Source organism: Janibacter sp. FSL W8-0316 (assembly GCF_038004165.1).
GTDB lineage: Bacteria > Actinomycetota > Actinomycetes > Actinomycetales > Dermatophilaceae > Janibacter > Janibacter indicus.
The window spans coordinates 1-19,681 of the sequence record NZ_JBBOQX010000001.1 but is presented as its reverse complement, the minus strand read 5'-3'; the positions used below and the strand labels follow the sequence as shown (position 1 = coordinate 19,681).

At 71.7% G+C, this 19,681-nt stretch carries 15 protein-coding genes, 1 pseudogene and 1 riboswitch; of the genes and pseudogenes, 3 read left to right on the top strand and 13 right to left on the bottom strand.

Annotated elements, in window-relative coordinates:
• Positions 1 to 15: 15 nt before the first annotated feature.
• Positions 16 to 1,689 carry a DNA polymerase gene (locus NYE39_RS00080; protein WP_341011525.1) on the top strand — a complete coding sequence of 558 codons (1,674 nt, stop codon included), beginning with the start codon at positions 16 to 18 and terminating at the stop codon, positions 1,687 to 1,689.
• A 2-nt stretch (positions 1,690 to 1,691) separates the two neighbouring features.
• On the opposite strand, the gene NYE39_RS00075 is transcribed toward NYE39_RS00080, so the two are convergent.
• The 8 genes and pseudogenes from NYE39_RS00075 to NYE39_RS00040 all read right to left on the bottom strand — a co-directional run bounded on the left by NYE39_RS00075 (position 1,692) and on the right by NYE39_RS00040 (position 11,646).
• On the bottom strand, positions 1,692 to 2,600 hold the full coding sequence (locus NYE39_RS00075; protein ID WP_072624261.1) for a proteasome assembly chaperone family protein: 909 nt from the start codon (positions 2,598 to 2,600) through the stop codon (positions 1,692 to 1,694).
• A gap of 73 nt (positions 2,601 to 2,673) precedes the next feature.
• Positions 2,674 to 6,474 carry an ATP-dependent RNA helicase HrpA gene (hrpA, locus tag NYE39_RS00070; RefSeq protein WP_341011524.1) on the bottom strand — a complete coding sequence of 1,267 codons (3,801 nt, stop codon included), beginning with the start codon at positions 6,472 to 6,474 and terminating at the stop codon, positions 2,674 to 2,676.
• 56 nt (positions 6,475 to 6,530) lie between these two features.
• Complete coding sequence (locus NYE39_RS00065) at positions 6,531 to 7,799, bottom strand: GNAT family N-acetyltransferase (RefSeq protein ID WP_341011523.1); 1,269 nt, start codon at positions 7,797 to 7,799, stop codon at positions 6,531 to 6,533.
• A 40-nt stretch (positions 7,800 to 7,839) separates the two neighbouring features.
• The gene (locus NYE39_RS00060; protein WP_341011522.1) at positions 7,840 to 9,042 is read right to left on the bottom strand and encodes a WXG100 family type VII secretion target; all 1,203 of its coding nucleotides are present in this window, start codon (positions 9,040 to 9,042) and stop codon (positions 7,840 to 7,842) included.
• Positions 9,039 to 9,344 carry a hypothetical protein gene (locus NYE39_RS00055; RefSeq protein ID WP_341011521.1) on the bottom strand — a complete coding sequence of 102 codons (306 nt, stop codon included), beginning with the start codon at positions 9,342 to 9,344 and terminating at the stop codon, positions 9,039 to 9,041. The genes NYE39_RS00060 and NYE39_RS00055 overlap by 4 nt, the downstream gene beginning before the upstream one ends.
• 78 nt (positions 9,345 to 9,422) lie before the next feature.
• A pseudogene (locus NYE39_RS00050) lies at positions 9,423 to 10,796 on the bottom strand (bifunctional o-acetylhomoserine/o-acetylserine sulfhydrylase); the annotation flags it as partial.
• Positions 10,756 to 10,868: riboswitch (SAM riboswitch) on the bottom strand. (Overlaps the previous pseudogene by 41 nt.)
• 33 nt (positions 10,869 to 10,901) lie before the next feature.
• A complete protein-coding gene (locus NYE39_RS00045) occupies positions 10,902 to 11,303 on the bottom strand; it encodes a hypothetical protein (protein ID WP_341011520.1) in 402 nt (133 codons plus the stop codon).
• Entirely contained in the window at positions 11,290 to 11,646 is a 357-nt protein-coding gene (locus tag NYE39_RS00040) for a hypothetical protein (protein WP_143445492.1), read from the bottom strand. Before NYE39_RS00040 ends, NYE39_RS00045 begins: the two co-directional genes overlap by 14 nt.
• Positions 11,647 to 11,700: 54 nt before the next feature.
• Here NYE39_RS00040 and NYE39_RS00035 point away from each other — a divergent pair, with 54 nt between their 5' ends.
• On the top strand, positions 11,701 to 13,155 hold the full coding sequence (locus NYE39_RS00035; protein WP_341011519.1) for a carboxyl transferase domain-containing protein: 1,455 nt from the start codon (positions 11,701 to 11,703) through the stop codon (positions 13,153 to 13,155).
• Here the strand turns inward: NYE39_RS00035 and NYE39_RS00030 are convergent.
• A complete protein-coding gene (locus NYE39_RS00030; protein WP_143445493.1) occupies positions 13,152 to 13,583 on the bottom strand; it encodes a hypothetical protein in 432 nt (143 codons plus the stop codon). The two genes, NYE39_RS00035 and NYE39_RS00030, sit on opposite strands and share 4 nt — an antisense overlap.
• 143 nt (positions 13,584 to 13,726) lie before the next feature.
• On the opposite strand from NYE39_RS00030, the gene NYE39_RS00025 reads away from it, so the two are divergent.
• The gene (locus NYE39_RS00025; RefSeq protein ID WP_341011518.1) at positions 13,727 to 15,103 is read left to right on the top strand and encodes an L-serine ammonia-lyase; all 1,377 of its coding nucleotides are present in this window, start codon (positions 13,727 to 13,729) and stop codon (positions 15,101 to 15,103) included.
• Positions 15,104 to 15,177: 74 nt separating this feature from the next.
• Here NYE39_RS00025 and NYE39_RS00020 read toward each other — a convergent pair whose 3' ends face one another.
• From NYE39_RS00020 to NYE39_RS00005, 4 genes are all read right to left on the bottom strand, one after another.
• Positions 15,178 to 16,530 (bottom strand): DUF2510 domain-containing protein, encoded by a 1,353-nt coding sequence (locus tag NYE39_RS00020; RefSeq protein ID WP_341011517.1) that lies wholly within the window; start codon positions 16,528 to 16,530, stop codon positions 15,178 to 15,180.
• A gap of 105 nt (positions 16,531 to 16,635) precedes the next feature.
• Positions 16,636 to 17,088, bottom strand: coding sequence for a hypothetical protein (locus NYE39_RS00015; RefSeq protein ID WP_083546043.1), 453 nt, complete (start codon positions 17,086 to 17,088; stop codon positions 16,636 to 16,638).
• 30 nt (positions 17,089 to 17,118) lie between these two features.
• Positions 17,119 to 18,783, bottom strand: a complete 1,665-nt coding sequence (locus tag NYE39_RS00010; RefSeq protein ID WP_341011516.1) for an NERD domain-containing protein — start codon at positions 18,781 to 18,783, stop codon at positions 17,119 to 17,121.
• A 35-nt stretch (positions 18,784 to 18,818) separates the two neighbouring features.
• A partial coding sequence (locus NYE39_RS00005) for an HNH endonuclease signature motif containing protein (RefSeq protein WP_341011515.1) occupies positions 18,819 to 19,681 on the bottom strand: 863 nt, incomplete at its 5' end.

The window sequence follows — 19,681 nt, the reverse complement described above, 5'->3', positions numbered from 1 at the left end:
GTAGCCTCACGCACCGTGGGTGGACAGCAGCCGGGAGCCGTCGTCGTCGGGGTCGACGGCGTGGGTGCGGCGCTCCCCCCGCACGGCGATCCCGTGCTCGCGCGGGACCTCCCTTCGCTCGTCGCCGCCCTCTCCCCCGACACCCGCTGGGTGACCTGGTCGGCCGCCGCGGTCGCCCCGCTCGTCACCGCCGGCGCCCGTCTGGACCGCACGTGGGACGTCGCCGAGGCGCACCGCCTCGCCCACGGCGGCTGGGCCGCGGGACCCGAGCTGGCGTGGGCCGCCGTCCGCGGCCTCGACCCTGCAACCGCGCCGGCCGCACCGACCGGCGACCTCTTCGACCTGCTCTCCGACGAGCTGCCGGCCGAGCAGCTCGTCCGCGACGACGGCCACCTGCGGGCCGATGCCGTGACCGGGGCGTGGCTGACGACGCCTGAGCGGTGCGCCGCCTTCGCCGACGCGGCCCGGCAGGTCGCCGCCCGCCAGCACGAAGGGATGACCGCTCGCGGTGGTCGTGCGCTCGCCACCGCGCACGCCGAGTCCGCGGCCGCCGTGCTGTGCGTCGAGCTCGAGCAGCACGGGCTGCCGATCGACCGGGCGACCGCCCGCCGTCTGGTGACCGAGGCCGCTGGCGACGAGCCGCACAGCCTCGACGAAGAGCTCGCGGCCCGCAGCACCCGCGATGCGCCGGTCCTCGCGGCGCTGCCCGGCACCGGGCACGTCGACCTGCGCAACCCCGCCCAGGTCAAGGCGATGCTCGCCCGCGCGGGGGTCGACGTGCCGTCGACGCGCAAGTGGGTCCTCGAGGCGCACCGGGCCACCCACCCGGTGGTGCCGGCGCTGCTCGAGTGGCGCAAGCGCGAGCGGATCGCGACGACCTACGGCTGGCGGTGGCTGCGCGAGCACGTCGGCGCCGACGACCGGCTGTGCGGCGCGTGGGCGGCCTGCGACGGGGCGGCCGGCCGGATGACGGCCCAGGCGGGGCTGCACAACCTCCCGGCCGAGCTACGGCCGGCGGTCGCCGCCGACGAGGGCTGGCTCTTCGTGCGGGCCGACCTCGGTCAGGTCGAGCCACGCGTGCTCGCGGCCGTCTCGCGCGACGAGGCCTTCGCGGCCGCCACCCGCGAGGACGACCTCTACGCCCCGGTGGCCCAGCGGCTCGGCGTGGAGCGCTCGGTGGCCAAGATCGCGGTGCTCGCCGCGATGTACGGCCAGCGCTCGGGTCCGGCGGCCGAGGCGCTCGCGGGTCTCGAGCGCGAGTACCCCGTCGCGATGGCGCACCTGCAGCGCGCCCAGGACCACGGGCGGCGCGGTGAGCCGGTGCGCACCTTCGGCGGGCGTCTGGTGCGCACGGACTTCTCGAGCGGCGCGCTCGACGCGGAGGCCCGCGACGGGCTCGCCGCGGCGCGGGGGCGCTTCGCCCGCAATGCCGTCATCCAGGGCTCGGCCGCCGAGCTCTTCAAGGCCTGGGCGGCGACGGTCCGGGTCGCGGTGCGCCCGCTGCAGGGGCGGATCGTGCTGTGCCTGCACGACGAGCTGCTCGTCCACGTGCCGCAGGAGCACGCGGAGCAGGCCGCGGCCCTCGTCGACCGGGCCCTCACCGACGCCGCGCGCCGGTGGCTCGGCGGCGAGCAGGTGCGCTTCGTCGCCGACACCAGCATCGTGCGCCGGTGGTCGGAGGCGACGTAGGACTACTGCTCCGAGTCGTCGACCGTGCGCAGGAAGTCCTCGAACTCCGCGCCGAGCTCGTCCGCAGAGGGCAGGTCCTCCCCTTCGCCCGCGAGCAGGCTGGGCCGCTCGAGGCCACGCAGGTGCACGTCGTACTGACGCTCGAGGGCCTGGACGGCCTCGCGGACCTCGTCGTTGTCCTCGATCTCGCGCTCGATCTGCATCCGCCCCTCGCGCGCAGCCTCGGCGAGCGCGTCGTTGGGCAGGTTGAGGCCGGTGCAGTCGACGATGGCGTTGAGCGCGGTGAGCGCGCCGTCGTGGAAGGTCGACTGGGCCAGGTAGTGCGGCACGTGGATGCTGAAGCCGACGGCATCGCGCGAGCTCTCGCCAAGGCGCAGCTCGAGCAGGGCGGCGAGCGAGGCCGGGACCTGAACGGTGCCGAAGACCGGCTTGTGCTCACCGATGAGGCGCTCGTCGGAGCCGTGGACGGTCATGCCGACCGGCCGGCTGTGCGGGACGGCCATGGGGATGCCGTGGGCGTGCACCGCGAGGGTGATGCCCATGTCGTCCATGATCGTCGTGACCGCGTCGACGACGGCCTCCCACCGGTAGTCCGGCTCGGGCCCGGTGAGGATGTAGTAGGTCTGCCCGTCGCGGTCGAGCAGGTGGTAGAGCAGCAGCGACGGGTCGGAGTAGTCGGTGTAGCGGTTGGCGTCGAAGGTGATCACCGGACGTCGGCTGCGGTAGTCGATGAGCGAGTCGACGTCGAAGGACGCGACGACGGTCGGGTCGCCCGCCTCGAGGAGGTGGTCGACGAGCAGGCGCTGGGCCATGCCCGCGTCGAAGAAGCCGTCGAAGGCGACGATCATCGGCCCGGGCTGGAGCAGCGCGGGGTCGGTGTCGACCTCGTAGCGGTAGAGGCGCTCGGTCACGTCAGGTCCTCCTGGTCGGTGAAGCACTCATTGTCGCAACCCCGCTCGCCCCGCGGCCATTCCCCCTGCCCCGTCAGGGTGTCGGGATCGCGGCGATCGCCGCGCGCACCCGCTTGGCGGAGACGGTCCGGGCGGTGCCGACGGACTGCGCGAAGAGCGAGATCCGCAGCTCCTCGATCATCCAGCCGATGTCGACGACGTCTGCCGAGCGGCGCCGCAGCGGGGGCAGCGCGTCGAGCAGGTCGGCGTAGGCGGCCTCCACCGCGTCGACCGCCTCCTGGTGGCCGGCGTCGCGGCGCGGGTTGGCCGCGGCGCGCTCCAGACGAAGGGAGATCCCGCGCAGGTAGCGCCGTAGGTCGGGCAGCCGCGACAGGCCGGTGTCGGCGATGAAGCCCGGCCGGACGAGCCCGTCGAGCTGGGCCCGTACGTCGGCGACCGTCGTCGCCAGCGCCGGGGCGGTCATGCGGTCGAGCAGCGCGAGAACCTCGGTGCGCTGGGCGAGCACCGGCTCGACCTCGGAGACCGCGGTGAGCACGCGCTGGGCGACGTGGGTGCGGGTTGCCGCGAGGGCCTCGTCGAAGGCCGCCCGCGAGCGCACCGGCCCGGTGACGTGCTGGGCGACGATGTCGTCGACGGCGGCGGCGAGCGCGTCGTCGAGGAGCTTGGGGACCGAGCCGTGCGGGTTGTCGGCGAGGGCGAGCTTCTGCGCATTGGTCAGCCGGGCGAGCACCCGCTTCCACGGCGGGGTCGTGCCGAGGAGGAGCAGGCGGCGTACGCCGGCGGTGTGGGCCGCGGCGGCCTGCTGCTCGTCGGGCAGCACGCGGATGGCGACGCTGCTCCCTTCGTCGACGAGGGCGGGGTGACCGACGACGGTGTGCTTGCCAGTCTTCGTCGAGAAGGTCTCGGGGAGGTCGTCGAGGTCCCACGTCGTCAGGCCGCTGCGCTCGATGGAGGCACCGGCCCGCGACATGCCCTGCTGGACGTGCCCGGCGAGGCCCTCGCGCAGCTCCTCGAGATCCTTGCCTCGGCCCAGCCGCCGTCGACGGCCGTCCTCGACGGCGAAGGTGACCCGCAGGTGGTCGGGCACCTTGGACCAGTCCCACTCGCCCTCGTCGATGCGGATCCCCGCGCGACGGCCGAGGACGCTCGACAGCTGGCTGGTGATCGACGTGCCTGCGGCGGGGTCGAGCTGGGTCAGCGCGGCACGGGCGTGGTCCGGCGCCGGCACCAGGTGGCGCCGGGTCGCCTTGGGCAGGGACTTGATGAGCGCGGTGACGAGGTCGGCGCGCAGCCCCGGGACCTGCCAGTCGAAGCCGTCGGCGCCCAGCTGGTTGAGCACGGCGACCGGCACGTGCACCGTGACCCCGTCGTCCTCGGTCCCTGGCTCGAACTGGTAGGTCACGGCGAGCTCGAGACCGTCGCTGCGCCAGCGCCGCGGGTAGTCGCGCCCGTCGACCTGCTCGGCGTCCTCGCGGGTGAGCAGCTCCTCGGTGAGGGTGAGCAGGTCGGGCTGGTCGTGGCGCGTCTTCTTCCACCAGCTGTCGAAGTGCGCCCCGGAGACGACGTGGTCGGGGATGCGCTCGTCGTAGAAGTCGAGCACGTCCTGCTCGTCGACGAGCAGGTCACGCCGTCGGGCGCGCTCCTCGAGCCGCTCGAGCCGACGCACGAGCTTGCGGTTGGTCGTCAGGAAGTCGTGGTGGGCGTCCCACTCCCCCTCGACGAGCGCGTGCCGGATGAAGAGCTCGCGGCTGGCGACCGGGTCGATCTTGCCGTAGCTGACCGCCCGGCCGACGACGAGCGGCACGCCGAAGAGGGTGACCCGCTCGGTCGCCATGACCGAGGCGGCCTTCTTGCTCCACCGTGGCTCGGAGTACGTGCGCTTGACGAGGTGCGCGCCGGCGCGCTCGGCCCACACGGGGTCGATGCGGGCGGACGAGCGGGCCCACAGCCGGCTGGTCTCGACGAGCTCCCCCGCCATGACGAAGGGGGGTTGCCGCCGGAAGTTGGTCGTGCCGGGCTGGATGGAGAAGCGGGCACCCCGGGCGCCGAGGTAGTCGCGCTTGTCCTCGTCGCGCAGGCCGATGTGGCTGAGCAGCCCGGTGAGCAGGGCCTGGTGCACGCGGTCCCAGTCGGGTTCGGCATCGGGCGCCGAGGTGCGCTGGCGGGTGTCGATCTTGCACTGCTTGGCGGCACGCACCAGCTGGCTGTGCAGGTCCTGCCACTCGCGGGTACGCAGGAAGTGGATGTACTCCCGCTTGCACATGCGGCGGAAGGCGCTGCCGGACAAGGCCTTCTGCTGGTCCTTGAGGTAGACCCAGAGGTTCCACCAGCTGGCGAAGTCGGACCCCTCCTGGCGGAAGCGGGCGTGCTGCTGGTCGGCCTGGGCGCGCTGCTCGCTGGGCCGCTCGCGGGGGTCCTGGATCGACATCGCGGCGACGATGACGAGGACCTCGGTGGTGCACCCGAGACGGTCGGCCTCGATGAGCATCCGGCCGAGCCTGGGGTCGACGGGCAGCCGGGCGAGGGTCCGGCCGGTCGGGGTGAGGCGACGCGCCCCCTTCGCCTGGTGCGTGGTGTCGAAGGCCTGCAGCTCCTGCAGCAGCCGGACACCGTCGGTGATCTGGCGGGAGTCGGGCGGCTCGACGAAGGGGAAGCGGCTCACGTCGCCGAGGCCGAGGGAGGTCATCTGGAGGATGACGCTGGCGAGGTTGGTGCGCATGATCTCGGGGTCGGTGAACTCCGGGCGGGCCTCGAAGTCCTCCTGCGAGTACAGCCGGATGCACACGCCCTCGGCGACGCGACCGCAGCGGCCGGCGCGCTGGTTGGCCGAGGCCTGCGAGATGCGCTCGATCGGCAGGCGCTGGACCTTGGTCCGCTGGCTGTAGCGGGAGATGCGCGCGGTACCGGTGTCGATGACGTAGCGGATGCCCGGGACGGTCAGCGAGGTCTCGGCGACGTTGGTGGACAGCACGATCCGGCGCCCGGAGTGCGGCGCGAAGACCCGGTGCTGCTCGGCGGCGGACAGGCGTGCGTAGAGCGGGATGATCTCGGTGTCGGGCAGGCGCATCCCGGTGAGGGCCTCCTGCGCGTCACGGATCTCCCGCTCCCCCGACAGAAAGACGAGGGCATCGCGCGGGCCGCCGGACTCGGGCTCGGTCCACAGCTCCTCGACCGCCCGGCAGATGCCGGTCACCTGGTCGACGTCCCCATCCTGATCGTCGTCCTCACGATCTTCTCCAAGCGGGCGGTAACGCACCTCGACGGGGTAGGTGCGGCCGGATACCTCGATGATCGGCGCGGGCTCGCCCTGCTCGTCGGCGAAGTGCGCGGCGAAGCGCTCCGGGTCGATCGTCGCCGAGGTGATGACGACCTTGAGGTCCGGGCGACGCGGCAGCAGCTGCTTGAGGTAGCCGAGGATGAAGTCGATGTTGAGCGAGCGCTCGTGCGCCTCGTCGATGATGATCGTGTCGTAGCGGCGCAGGTCGCGGTCGCGCTGCATCTCGTTGAGCAGGATCCCGTCGGTCATGACCTTGACCGCCGTGCTGTCGCTGCTGTGGTCGGCGAAGCGCACCTGGTAGCCGACGAGGCCGCCGAGATCGACCCGCAGCTCCTCGGCGATGCGCTCGGCCACCGAGCGGGCGGCGATGCGTCGCGGCTGGGTGTGGCCGATCTGCCCCTCGCGGCCGCGCCCGATCTCGAGCGCGATCTTGGGCAGCTGGGTCGTCTTGCCGGACCCGGTCTCCCCCGCGACGATGACGACTTGGTGCTCGCGCATCGCCGCGGCGATGTCGTCCTTGCGCGCGACGACCGGCAGGTCCTCGGGGTAGTGCAGGTCCTCCGCCGCGATGGGTTCGCGCAGGGAGGCTTCGGGCATGGGGGGCAGGATATCCACGATCCCTGAGGAGGTCGCGAAGCGACCGTCTCGAAAGGTCAGAAGTCGATCGTCGTCACCGGCCCGACCGGCGTGCGCAGCGCGGCGTCGAGCGCCGCGACAGAGGCCGGGTCGCCGGTGACGTAGCCGGCGGCCGCCCGGGCCACGATCGTCTGCCCGCCGAGCCACACCGCACCGAGGTCGGCGATGTCGAGGGTGACGTCAGCGCCTGCGTCAGTGCGCTCGAGTGCACCGACACCGTCTCGTGTGGCGGTCCAGCGCCAGCGGCCGGCCTGCTCGGGCAGGATCGCGTCGCCGATCTCGACGACGACGTCGAGGTCGGCGACGTGACCACGCTCGGTGACGGCGGTCGGCAGGTCGACGATGCGCAGCCAGAGGTTGTCCGTCGGACCGCCGCCGCCCAGGGCGCGGGGCGAGGGCAGCCACTGCACCAGCGGGTCGTCGAGGGTCACCCGGTAGCCGGTGCTGCCCATGAGGTCGAGGTCGACGAGCCGCTCGGCGAGCGCGAGTCGGGCGGCGACGTCGGTGGAGACGAGGAAGAAGACGCCCACCTCGCCCTCGGGTCGCCCGTCGGACCAGCGCGGCGTCCGGTGGAAGTACGCGGCGCCGACGTCACGGCCGTCGCGGGTGGCCCACAGCAGGCGGGCGGGCTCGCGGTCGCCGCGGCTCTCGGGGCTGTCGTGGAGCAGGCGGACGCAGTCCTCGCGGCTGCGCACGACCTGCCCGGCGCCGGTGGCGGCGGCCGCTCGGGCGATGTCGTGCCACCGGTCGCCCTGATCGGGGCCGGCCGTCGTGGTGTGCAGGGTCGTCGCGTCGGCGAGCGCCCGCACCTGCGGCGGCGCGGCGAAGCTCGTGCCCCGCCCGAAGCTCGAGCGCAGCACCGTGCTCGCGACGCCGTAGCCGTAGCGCCCGTAGATCGTGGGCTCCGACGCATTGAGCACGGACAGCGAGCGCCCCTGCTCGTCGCGGGTCCAGCGCAGGTGGTGGCCCATGACGGCGGTGAGCACGCCGCGACGCCGGTGGTCGGGGTGCACCCCGATCCAGGTCAGCCCCTCCGCACGACGAAGGGAGGCCACCTCGCCTCCCGCAGCCGGCACGGAGACCTCGACATCCCACGAGCCCGCGGTCGCGGCGGGCTCTCCCCCACGGGTGGCGATGAAACCCGCCCGCTGCGGGGTGTCGCGCAGCTGCGCCTCGCGCGGTCGGCGCCCGGCGTCCGCCCAGACGAGCTTGTCGAGCTCGAGCAGGGCCTCGACCTGGCTCTCGTCGCTCGGGTCGATCCGGGTGACCTCGATGTCGCTCGTCATGCCGCCACGCTCGCACCACCCCCTCTGCGCCGCAACGGCTTTATCGCACGCGCTCGACCTGGGGGTCCAGCACCGGCCCTGCCGCGAGATCGTTGGCGCTGCCCCGACGGCGCTCTTCCTCCGCGGCTCGGCGGTCTGCCCGGGTGTCGTCGTCCACGAGGTCCGCTGCGGAGGTGCCGGACCCCACGTTCGACTGCACCCGTTTCGTCTGCGCGGCCGTGTGCTTGACGACGACGCTCACCTTGGCGACACGTCCCGCACCGGCCACTTCCTCCCAGTCTGCGAACGCGTCCTCGACGTCGGACAGACCCGTCTTGCGCTTGACCGTCTCCTGCGCCTTGGCCTTGGCTGCGCCCACCACCCGCTGACGCTTGCCCACCGTCGCCGTGGACGTCGTGGGAGAAGCTTTGATGATCGGGTTGTCCTTGATGGCAACCGGCTTGCTCGGCAGGTCGTCGACACGGTCGACGTGCCTGCCGTCGAATCGCTTCTTCGCCGCCTTGGCGACCTTGCCCGCACCGAAAGACACGGTGTCCAGCCCGAATCCCACGCCGGACTTGCCCACCTCGGTGTAGGACCCCTCGTCGTAGAACATGCGTCGGCCTGCCGTGCCCATGGGGTCGGCCACCCCGACGACGGCAACGGGCTTGGCCACGATGCCCACCGTGCTCGCCGACTCACCCAAGGAGCTCATGCCCTCGAAGAGGTCGTACATCTTCGGGTCGCCCATCGCACTCGCGGTGTCACTCAGCTTGACCGCCACGAGATTTTCGTCGCGACGGGCGTCCTCGAGCTCCTTGTCGAACCCTCGCTCGGCTCGGAGCAGTGCCGTGCTCGCGCGCGCTCGCTCCCGTTCGACGCGCGGTCGGTCGGGGTCGTCGGATGGCATCTCCTTGAGCCGACGGTCGCAGTCCTTGAGGGTGGCGGAGGCTTCGGCTGCCGCATCGTCGTGCTTGATCACGGCCCGCTTGCTGGACTCGAGCAGGTCCGCGTACGGAGTGATCGCATCCGCTGTACTGCGCAGCCGCTCGGCCACCTTGTCCAGGGTGCGCGGGGTCCGGCCCACCTCATCTGCGAAGGCGTCACCCGACGGTGCATCCCACACGCCGTGGACGGACAGCTGACGAAGCTGGCGGGCCGTCCGCTCGATGGCGTTGACGACGTTGCGCAGGTCCCGCGCCCAGCTTCGAAGGTCAGCCGGACTGGCGTCCTCGAGTCCGTAGTCGCTGACGAAGTACCTCACTCGATACCCCGGTTCCGCGAGGTGATGTCACGCTCGGTGATCAGGAAGCACCCACCGGCGTCACGCGCCAGGGTGCGGAGGTTGCGCAGCTCCTTGCACAGACGGATGCGGTCGAGCTCGTAGTCACCCAGGACTCCGTCCATGGCCCCCCACCCGGTCACGGTGGGGAATCCGTAGGTGTCGTCGTGGCCGTCACGCGTGTAGGTCGCCGCCACCTCGAGGTAGTCGGCGATGTTGGCGAGCTGATGACCGAGCCCGTCGATGCCGGTCGAGGAGATCCTGAAGGCTTGGCGCGTTCCCATGCCCCAACGCTAGGAAAAAGCGCCGAGGGGCCCGTGGAGATTTCCACAGGCCCCTCGGCGCTCCTCAGGGAGCGAAGATCACTTCGCGGCGGCGAAGCCCTCCTCGAGGTCGGCGACGATGTCCTCGATGCTCTCGAGACCGACCGCCAGACGAACGAGGCCGGGGGTCACGCCCGCAGCGAGGCGGTCCTCCTCCGGCCCCTGGGAGTGGGTCGTCGACGCCGGGTGGATGACGAGCGAGCGCACGTCGCCGATGTTGGCCAGGTGGCTGTGCAGGGTGAGCCCCTCGACGAACTTCTTGCCCGCCTCGAGGCCGCCGGCGATCTCGAAGGAGATGACGGCACCGGCCCCCTTCGGCGTGTAGCGCTGCGCCTGCTCGAAGCTCGCGGAACCCTCGATGGACGCCCAGTTGACCGCCTCGACCTGCGGGTGCCCCGAGAGGAAGTCGACGACCTTGCGGGTGTTGTCGAGGTGGCGCTCGATGCGCAGGCTGAGCGTCTCGATACCCTGCCCGATGAGGAAGGCGTTGAAGGGCGAGATCGCCGGACCGATGTCCCGCAGCAGCTGCACGCGCGCCTTGAGGATGAAGGACAGGTTGGCCCCGAGGGCACCATTGACGCCGAGGTCGGGCCCGAAGCGCAGCCCGTGGTAGCTCGGGTCGGGCTGGTTGTAGTTGGGGAACTTGTCCGGGTCGGCCGCGTAGTCGAACTTCCCGGCGTCGACGATGACGCCGGCGATCGCGGTGCCGTGGCCACCGAGGTACTTCGTCGCCGAGTGGACGACGACGTCGGCGCCGTGCTCGATCGGGCGCAGCACGTAGGGCGTGGCGATCGTGTTGTCGACGACGAGCGGCACGCCGGCCTCGTGGGCGATCTCGGCGATGCCGGCGATGTCGAGGACGACCGGCTTGGGGTTGCCGATGGTCTCGCCGAAGAAGACCTTGGTGTTGGGCTTGACCGCCGCGCGCCACTGCTCGAGGTCGCTCGGGTCCTCGACGAGGGTCGTCTCGATGCCGAACTTCGCGAGGGTGAACTTCAGCAGGTTGACCGTGCCGCCGTAGAGCGCGGCGCTGGCGACGATGTGGTCACCGGCCTCGGCGATGTTGACCAGGGCCAGGTGCGTCGCGGACATCCCCGACGCGGTGAGCAGGGCCCCGACGCCGCCCTCGAGCGCAGCGATCTTCTGCTCCACCGCGTCCTGGGTGGGGTTCATGATCCGCGTGTAGATGTTGCCGAACTCCTTGAGCGCGAACAGGTTTGCCGCGTGCTCGGTGTCCTTGAAGGCGTAGGAGGTCGTCGCGTGGATCGGCAGCGCCCGCGAGCCCGTCGTGGGGTCGGGTGCCTGGCCGGCGTGGATCTGACGGGTGTCGAAGCTCCAGGTGGAGGGATCGGTCATGGTGGTGCTCCTGTGCTGTGCGCGCTTGACCGCGACGGTCGTCGCGGACCAGGTCGTCTCCCGGGGCACCCCACCGCGGAGGAGGGTTGCCGGCCAGCGAGCCGGGGCTTCGCGCTGGCGCTCAAGACCTGTCGCAAGACTAGGAGATGCTCGCGTCGCCGATCAGGCGCGTCTCACACGGTGGATCCACCACAGGCCGACGAAGGGGAGGACGAGCGGCAGGTAGCCGTAGCCGGACCCGAAGTGGGACCACACGGTCTTGTCCGGGAAGAGCTCCGGTCGCACGTAGGACAGGGTCCCGACCGTGAGCACGCCGACCGCCTCGACCGTGATCGCCGCCGTCGCCAGGCGGGCGCCGGAGGCTCCCCCCTTCGCCAGGGCCACGGTCGCGACGACGTAGATGACGGCCGCGAGCGCCGAGAGCACGTAGGCCAGCGGTGCCCGGTTGAGGTACTGGGTGATCTGCAGGACCGAGCGGCCCGTGGCCGCGAGCGCGAGGACGGCATAGACGGCGACGACGACCCGGCCGGGTCCGGTGCCCGTGCGCACCTCAGGCGGGGCCATGGGTCTGCCAGATCTGCAGGATGCGGTAGGCCATGACGCCGACGGTGAAGGCGCCGGCGAGGACGACGCCCATCGCCCAGCGGGTCTTCTCCTTCAGGGCGATGAAGACGACGATCGGCGGCAGGATCGGCAGGGTGAGCGCGTAGGCGAGCATCGTCGCGCCCTCGCCCTCCCCCGACACCTTGCCCATGGCGATCGCGCTGGCGACGACGAGGGCGACGAGGGCCAGCTCGAGGACGGCGGTCACGAGCAGCATGAGGTCGTCGACGAGCCGGTCGATGATCAGGTAGGCCAGGGCCAGGAGTCCGAGCACGCCGACCGCGACGATCACGACAGTGGTCAACGGCACAAGCACCGGGCAAGGGTACCCAGCGCCGCGGCTGGGACGATCACTGCCATGAGTGACCAGCGCCCGGGTGCCCATCAGCTCATCGCCTCCGTCGTCGACGAGGGCAGCTATGTCTCGTGGGACGAGCCCATCGACCTGACGGCCCTGTCCCCCGACTACCGCGCCGCCGTCGACGCGGCCGCCGAGCGGGCCGGCACCGACGAGTCCGTCCTCACCGGGCGGGCGAGCATCCAGGGTCACGACGTCGCCCTCGTCGTCGGCGAGTTCCGCTTCCTCGGCGGGTCCATCGGCCGGGCCGCGGCGGCCCGGATCGTCGCGGCGATCCGCCGGGCGACGACCGAGCGGCTCCCCCTCGTGGCCGCCACCTCGAGCGGCGGCACTCGGATGCAGGAGGGCACGCCGGCCTTCGTGACGATGATCGACATCTCCGCGGCGGTCGTCGCGCACAAGGCCGCCGGCCTGCCCTACCTCGTCTACCTGCGTCACCCGACGACCGGTGGCGTCTTCGCCTCGTGGGGGTCCCTCGGCCACATGACGATCGCCGAGCCGGGCGCGCTCATCGGTTTCCTCGGCCCGGTCGTCTACGAGACGGTCAACGGCGTGCCCTTCCCCGAGGGCGTGCAGGTCGCCGAAAACCTCGTCGACAAGGGCATCGTCGACGCCGTCGTCCCCGTCGAGGGCCTCGCCGAGATCGCTGCTCGCGCCCTGACCCTGCTGTCGACGACCACCGAGCGCACCGCCGACCCCGCCGACCACCCCGCGTGGCCGATCACCCCCTTCGTCTCCCGTCCGGAGCCGGACGAAGGGGAGGTTGCTCGTCTCTGGGAGGCCATCGAGACCACGCGGCGCGAGGACCGCCCGGGCGTGCGTGAGCTGCTGCGGCACGCCGCCGACGACGTCATCCCGCTCAACGGCACCGGCTACGGGGAGTCGGACAAGGGCGTCATGCTCGCGCTGGCGTCCTTCGGCGGGCGCCCGTGCGTGCTCGTCGGCCAGGACCGGCGCTACCAGGTCGCGCAGTCGATGGGCCCGGCCGCGCTGCGCGAGGCGCGGCGCGGCATGCGGATGGCAACCGAGCTCGGACTGCCGCTCGTCACGGTCATCGACACCCCGGGTGCCGACCTGTCCCCCAACGCCGAGGAGGGCGCCCTCGCCGGCGAGATCGCCCGCTCGATCTCCGACATGACCGCCCTCACGGTGCCGAGCGTGTCGGTGCTGCTCGGTGAGGGCACCGGAGGCGGGGCTCTCGCGCTGCTGCCGGCCCGGCGGATCATCGCCGCCGGCAATGCCTGGCTCTCACCGCTGCCGCCCGAGGGCGCGAGCGCGATCGTCTTCAAGGACACCGAGCACGCCGCGCTGCTCGCCGCGCGCCAGCGTGTCGGCGCCGCGCAGATGCGCGAGGACGGGACGGTCGACGTCATCGTGCCGGAGGGGCCGGCGGCCCACGAGGACCCGGAGGGCTTTGCCGCGGCCATCGGCGCCGCGATCGCCGCAGAGCTCTAGCCCGCGGCCGCCAGCCCGGTCCACCGGGGCATCTCGATGACCGCGTGCACGGTCGCCAGGTAGGTGCCGAGCAGGGGCACGTCGTGCTCCCGGCTCGCGGCGATCGCTGCCTCGTGCCAGCCGCGGGCGACGTCGTCGGGGACATAGCCCCGTGGGCGACCGACGGCGACGACGATGCCACCGAGCCGGTCGCCGAAGCCGCTCATGAAGAGGTCGAAGGGGCGGCGCCGCTCGTGGGCCGGGACGTCGTCGATGTCGTTGATCGTCAGGGGCTGCACGAGGCGGTGCTCGTGGTTGCACAGCAGGATGCCGAGGCACCCCTCCGCGCGGTCGGTCTCCCGCACGACGAGGTCCACGACGTCGGCGGTGAGGGTGGGGTCGGTGAGTGGTCGCTGTGGCCAGTCGGCCGGCAGGTCGTCGTAGGTCATGCCCTTCATCATGGCCACGTGCGAGGTCGCCTCCGCGAGCTTTTCCACAGCACCCGTCCAAGGAGCGAGACGCGGGTAGTGTGACGGGCGGCACCGCGACCCACCCCGTCGCCGGCCCCACGACGACCCCCCGGGAGACCCCTGTGGCACTCAGTGTCTTCGACCTCTTCTCGATCGGCATCGGCCCCTCGAGCTCGCACACCGTCGGCCCGATGCGCGCGGCCGTGATGTTCGTCGAGGGGCTGCGCGACGAGGGGCTGCTGCCGCAGGTGCGGCGGGTGCGGGCCGAGCTCTTCGGCTCGCTCGGCGCGACCGGGCACGGCCACGGGTCGGCCACCGCGGTCCTGCTCGGCCTCAGCGGCGAGCGTCCCGAGCTGTGCGACCCGCGCACCGTGACCGGCACCCTCGAGCAGATCCGCGCCGCCCGCCGGGTGAGCCTGCTCGGCGAGCACGAGATCGACTTCGTCGAGGACGACGACCTGATCCTCCACCGGCGCAAGTCGCTGCCCCTGCACCCCAACGGCATGACCTTCACCGCCTGGGGCGAGAGCGACGACGCCCCGGTCTCGGCGCACACCTACTACTCCGTGGGCGGCGGCTTCGTCGTCGGCGAGGACGCGTCCGGCTCGACCCGGATCGTCGCCGACACCACCCCGGTCAAGCACCCCTTCACCACCGGCGACCAGCTGCTGGCGATCTGCGCGGAGACCGGGCTGTCGATCTCGCAGGTCATGCTCGACAACGAGCTGTCCTGGCGCGCCGAGGCGGAAGTCCGCAAAGAGCTGCTGCACATCTGGTCGGTGATGCGCGAGTGCATCGACAACGGCATGCGCACCGAAGGGGTCCTGCCCGGTGGGCTCAAGGTCCGCCGTCGTGCACCCCAGCTGCACCAGCGGCTGCGCACCGAGGGCCGCAGCGACGACCCCCTTCGCGGCATGGACTGGCTGTGTCTCTACGCGCTGGCCGTCAACGAAGAAAATGCGGCGGGCGGCCGCGTCGTCACCGCCCCGACCAACGGCGCCGCGGGCATCATCCCGGCCGTGCTGCGCTACTACACCGACTTCGTGCCGGGGGCCGACGACGACGGCATCTGCCGCTTCCTGCTCACGGCCGCCGCGATCGGCGTGATCTACAAGGAAAATGCGTCGATCTCCGGCGCCGAGGTCGGCTGCCAGGGCGAGGTCGGGTCGGCGTGCTCGATGGCCGCGGGCGCGATGGCCGCGGTGCTCGGCGGCTCCCCCGCCCAGGTCGAAAATGCCGCGGAGATCGGCATGGAGCACAACCTCGGCCTGACCTGCGACCCCGTCGGTGGCCTCGTGCAGATCCCGTGCATCGAGCGCAATGCCGTCGCCTCGGTCAAGGCGATCACGGCCGCGCGCACCGCGCTGCGCGGCGACGGCTCGCACGTCGTCTCCCTCGACAAGGTCGTCAAGACGATGCGCGAGACCGGCCGCGACATGAAGGTCAAGTACAAGGAGACGGCGCGCGGCGGCCTGGCCGTCAACGTCATCGAGTGCTGACCGGCGCGCCCACGACATGACGAAGGGCGGTGCTCCCGTGAGGTGAGCACCGCCCTTCGGCGTGGTGACCGGGCCTACTTCTTGGTGAGGGTGTAGTCCCCGGCGGCCTCGACGATGAGGTACTTGGTCCCGTCCTGGACCGTCGTCGTGCCGTCGTAGTTGTCGTACTCGCTGATCAGGCGGTCCGGGTAGTCCTTGGCGCCGACGGCCTGGACACGGAAGCTGCCGATGAAGGAGTCGGCGGGCTGGGTGTACTTGGCCGACAGGTCGCTGCGCTTGCCGTCCCACTTGAAGACGTTGGGGCCGCTGCCCTTCTGCGTGGTGCCGAAGTCGGGGGCCTGGCTGATCCGGATGAACTTGACCGACCAGTCACCCTCGGAGTCCATCTCGATGCGCGAAGTGGAGGCCGAGTAGTTGGTGAGGTTGTAGGCGACGGTGCCCTTGTCCGCGTTGGACGCGGTGAGGACGTACTCGGAGCTGCGGCCGTTGCCGTCGGTGCCCTTGATCGTCAGGCTGTCGTACTTGTCGCCCTTGTGGGTGAACTCGACGAGACCGGCACCGTCACCGGCGGGGACGCCGATGAAGGCCTTGCCGCTGCCGGTGTACTTCTTGTTCCACTCGGCCGCCTTGTTGCGGTTGTCGAGGATGCTCGTGCCCGGGTCGTCTGACGTCGAGGAGGAGCTCGACGAGCTCGGGTCGGTCGTCGTGGTGTCGGTCGTCGAGGAGTCCGTCGGCGTGTCGGTCGGCGAGTCCGTCTGCGAGGTGCTGCTCGGCGAGGCGGTGTCGTCGTCATCGCCGCCGCTCAGCAGCGAGAAGCCGACGAAGCCGAGGACGACGATCAGGACGAGGCCGACGACGCCCGCGCCGATGATCCACGGGAGCTTGCTCTTGCCGCCGCCGGGCTGGCCACCCTGGCCGGCCGCCGCGTAGGCGGGCTGACCGTAGCCACCCTGCTGCTGGTCGTAACCACCCTGCTGGGCGTAGGGCGACTGCTGGCCGTAGGCGGACTGGTCCTGGCCGTAGCCGGACTGGCCGTAGGAGGAGGCGCCGTAGCCCTGCTCCTGCTGACCGTAGGACGACTGGCCGTAGCCCTGCTCCTGCTGACCGTAGGACGTCTGGCCGTAGCCCTGCTCCTGCTGACCGTATGAGGAGGCGGCACCGTAGCCGGCAGCCTCATTGGTCGAGATGGCCTCGGTCTCGGGGGCGCGGTCGGCGCTGGGGCGCACGCGGGTGGCCTCGTCAACCTCGCTGGTGTCACCCACGGTGTCCTGGCGCGTGCCCGTGCCCGACGCGTCGGGACCGGGCTGGCCGACCCCGAAGCCCTCGGGCGTCGCCTGACGGTGCTCAGTCCATCCATGACCGTCCCAATAGCGGATCTGACCCTGCTGCTCAGGATCCTGATACCAACCGGCAGCCCAGGAACTCATCGAGGCCCCCTCCATATCTCTCGAATGCAGTGATTGCTGGGGCAAGCGTACCTGCGGTTCCGCAGGTCCAGCATGGGGAGAACTCCCCACGCCCCGAAAGGTCGGTCAGTTGGCGTAGCCGTTGCGGCGGTTGAAGTCCACGGCTCCCTGGTAGGCGTGGTACATGCCCCAGCCCCAGGCGACGAGCATGAGCGGCACTCCGATGAAGCCGACGAGGATCCAGCCGAGGCAGATCACCAGCACGAGTCCGAAGAGCCAGAGCCCGAGGAACCCGATCCCGGGCCCCACGTCGCCGTTCATCATCGATCCCACACCGGGGATGAGGAAGGAGACGACGAGTGCGATGGCCGGCTCCTTGCGGGCGACGGGCACGGCACCCGGGTGGGGAGCCCCGTAGGCGGGAGGCGGCGCGTAGGGCACGACCTGCCCGGTCGTCGGCGGCGGGGGTGCAGCGGCCGGGGACGGGGCGGGTGCGGATGCGCTGTGGGTCCACTGGGTGCCGTCCCAGTAGCGCCGCTCTCCCTGGTGCTCGTACCAACCCGGTTTGTGCTCGGTCATCCTTGTCCCCCTTGGTGGTTCGCCGCGATGCTACCCGCTGCCCTCCAGGGCCCGCGCCACCTGCTCGCCGGCCCGGGCGATGACCTCGAGGTCACCCACGACGACGAGTCGGTCGGTGGCCCTCGACAGCCCGACGTAGAGGCGCTCACGGAAGCGGTCGGTGTGACCGGACTCGTTGATACAGAGCACGACGGCGCGACGTTCCATCCCCTTCGCCCCGAGGACGTGGCCGTAGAAGACGTCCTCGTTGTCCCAGAAGGTGTCCCAGTAGCCGCGCTGCCCGAGCTCGTCCTGGCGCTCGATCTGGACCGGGTGTCGCCGGCCCGTGGTGAGCAGGGCGACGTGGCCGGGGTCCCAGCCCTCGTCGAGCAGGACGTCGACCTGGTCGTCGGCGACGTCGAGGGCTGCGGTGGACGGGGACTGGACGAAGACGACGGCGGGACCGTCGCCCCCTTCGAGCCGCATCCGTAGCGGGGCCAGCGGACGGAAGACCTCGGCGATCTGCTTGGTGTTGCGCAGGTTGTGGTCCAGGACGAGGGGCACGAGCGGGACCGGGGGCCGGCCGAAGCGCTGGAAGATGCGCTGGTTCTCGTCGGAGTAGAGGAAGAGCCCGCCCTCCGTCTCGTCGGTGAGGGCGCCGACGAGCGGCTGCCACCACGACTCGGCGAAGTCCTGGGCCTCGTCGACGACGAAGGAGTCGAAGCGCTCCCCCGGCGGCAGCTCCGCGGCGCGCTCGGCCATGAGACGCGGCATGGTCTCCTCCCAGTAGGCGGGGTCCTCGCGGGAGCCCGAGGGCACGCCCCACCGGTTGCCGAGCTCCTCGAAGGTCCCGACGAAGGCCGGGCGCTGCCGGTGCGGCCAGCTCGCGACCTCGCGCTTGAACCAGGTGGCCAGACCGATGGAGTAGCAGAGCAGCGCGACGCGCTCGGACGTGCGACCACGGTGGCCGGCGGTCAGCTGCTTGGCCTGCGTCAGCGCGAGGACGGTCTTGCCACTGCCCGCTCCCCCACGGATCTCGACTCGGCGCAGCAGTCGGGTGACGTCGAGGACGAGCGACTGCTCCTGGGTGAGCCGGTCGGCCCTGGCCTCCCGCTCGTCGGCCTCGTCGGCGACGGTGGGCACGGCGGACGTGCCGCGGGCGGTGAGGATGTCGACGACGACCTCGCAGTCGTCCTCGGTCGGCACCCGGCAGTGGGTCTCGAAGCCGAGCGGGATGTCGGCCAGGCGCGCGGCCAGGTCGTCGAGGTCGTCGCGGTCGTGGATCATCCACCGCGGGCAGTCCGGCAGGTCGAAGTCCAACCCCAGACCGACGAAGGGGGTGACGACCGCGTGCGCGAAGCGCACCTTGCTGCGGGACGAGTCCGCCCACCGGCGGTCCGACTCGACGTACTGCCGGATCGCGTAGCGCGTGTCCCGGGCCTGCCCCACGGGGTCGATCGGCACCCGCTTGCCGTGGCGACGGATCGTCCACTGCCCGTCGTCGATCCGCACGCCCGTGCCCTTGACCTCGACGGCGACGACCCCGACGTCGGGCATGACGACGACGAGATCGGCCTCGTGGTCCTTGCGGGTGTCGGTGAGCCGCAGGTTGGCGATGAGCGTGTCCTGCGGGCGAAGGGAGTCGCGCAGCCGCTCCCACACCACCCGCTCCGACTCGGTCGTGAAGCGCGGGTCGTCAGGGATCAGACGTGGCATGTGGTCAAGGTAGCGACCTCGCCGGCCGCCGTGGCTCAGAAGGGGGCGGGCTGCGAGTAGTCGACCTCCGGCAGGCTCGGCCGGGTGAAGAGGTTGGCCAGCTCCTCGTCCTCGTCGAGGACGTAGGTCGGGCGGCTTGCCCCCTCCACAGGGGGCGAAGGGGGCCGCTCCCCCTCGTCGAGGGAGTGCACCCAGTGCGCCGGATGGGCGCTCGCCGCGACCCCGGTCGGGCTGGTCCACTCGGTGCGGCCGTCCTCGTGGAGGGTGTGCGACCAGCGGGGCGAGTGCTTGAGCCGGTGGTGGTGGCGGCACAGACCTGACAGGTTGCTCGGGCACGACGGGCCCTGCGGGTGGGGCACCGCGTGGTCCAGATCGGCGCCGAGACCGGCGCAACCGGCGAGAACCCGACGGTTGCAGCCCCACATTCGGCAGGTCTCGTCGCGAGCCGCGACGAACTCGCGCATCGAGTCGGTGACGACGTAGCGGGGGTTGGAGGTCTCGACGAGCACGCCGGTCCGGGCGTCGATGAGGGCTCGCGAGACCTTGGTCTCGAGGCGTGTCGTCAGGGCCGCGACGACGTCGGCCGGGATGAAGCCCACGCCAGGCACCTCGCAGCCGCTGATCCACGAGGTCTGCCCGCCCGGGCCGAGCGTCGTCGGCACCTGCGAGGTGATGGCGTCGCCGGCCCACTCCTCCGGCAGCACGTCGACGGCGTCGGGCCCCTCACCTGTGACGAACCGGCCGCTCACCGCCGTCGGCCCGTGCAGCGCCTCGGCGATCTCCTGCCGGTGGTGGAGGTGCGACGCCTCGCCATGCTGGTCGAGGTGCGACGCCTCGCCACGCTGGTCGAGGTGCGACGAAGGAGCCTCGAGACCCCCTTCGCCCCCTGTGGAGGGGG